At 52.1% G+C, this 1073-nt stretch carries 2 protein-coding genes; both read right to left on the bottom strand.

The genetic code is table 11. From position 1 onward, the window contains the following. A partial coding sequence (locus KDK14_RS12870; protein ID WP_257265544.1) for a hypothetical protein occupies positions 1–460 on the bottom strand: 460 nt, incomplete at its 3' end. Then, positions 457–1073, bottom strand: a 617-nt coding sequence (locus KDK14_RS12865; protein WP_257265543.1) for a tyrosine-protein phosphatase, incomplete at its 5' end; no start/stop codon positions are given. The genes KDK14_RS12865 and KDK14_RS12870, both read right to left, overlap by 4 nt.

Below are 1073 nucleotides of genomic sequence, written 5' to 3'. Positions count from 1 at the left end.
GCGTGGCAGACAGGTGATGGGTTTTGAAGACGTCCTTAAATAAGCGCTTACGTTGGGAGCGGGCGTGGGCGTATTCACTCCAGCTGTATGGCCAGGCAGGTCTGCCCAGGATGGCTTCATTCCAGGCGGTTAAGTCCATCGGTTCCACGGTATGGGATGGGGTTAAGCCGTGTCGGAAACCTTGCTCAAGCACCCTGGCCTTTAATACCCGCAGTTCTGATGCAAAGGGAACATCGGCCAGGGCTTTGTCGATCCCCTTAACGGTAACGCCAAAATCCTTTTGGTTAATCTTATAGTTGCTATCTGCTTTGGTCTCTGCCTGCCAGAACTCCAGAAAGTCCTGAGTCTGGTAGCGCCAGACTTCAGAGCGAATCAGATTTACGGCGGTATTCAATGCCACCGCCAAGAATGCAATGGCCGGTACTACCAGCAGCCATCGTTGTATTACAGCCCCCTTCACTTCTTTTCTCCAAACAACGAAAATGTCAACAAATCAGGATTGGTCAATGTCAGCTGATGCCGGACAGACTCGCCATACCATTGATCCAGAACTGCAGCCGCAGCCTTCATAGCCGGTGGCCTGCGCTTGGCATGATGGGCATCCGAAGCCACAAACTGCACCAGCTCATGATCAAGCAACCAGCGGGCTGTAGCTTGTGCTTTTTCTCCAAAAAAACCGGGAATACAACCGGCAGTCAGCTGAAACAATGTGCCCCGTTCCACCAATGGAAAGATGCGTTCCGGATATGCCATCAGCTCCTTGTTCCGTTCTGGATGGGCAATCACCACCCGCACCTGCTGTCGATCCAGCCACTCCAGCATATGTTCGATACCCACTGGAATATTGCTGTGGGGCATTTCCAGTAGCAGGCAGTCATAACCCTCCCATTTACCGATCATCGGAATTCGATTCTGCCGTAATTGAAACATCAACTCATCGCTAAACCGCACCTCCGCCCCCATAGCCAGCTGCACACCAATGCCAGCTTGCCGTACATGACCAACCAACACATCAAAAGCAGGTGCAATGGTGTTGACATCATTATCGTAACGACCAGGATGCATATGGGGCG

Origin of the sequence: Endozoicomonas sp. ONNA2 (assembly GCF_024606365.1) — a bacterium.
GTDB lineage: Bacteria > Pseudomonadota > Gammaproteobacteria > Pseudomonadales > Endozoicomonadaceae > Endozoicomonas.
Note: the sequence above shows the minus strand (reverse complement) of the source record. Positions and strands in the feature narration are given on the sequence as shown.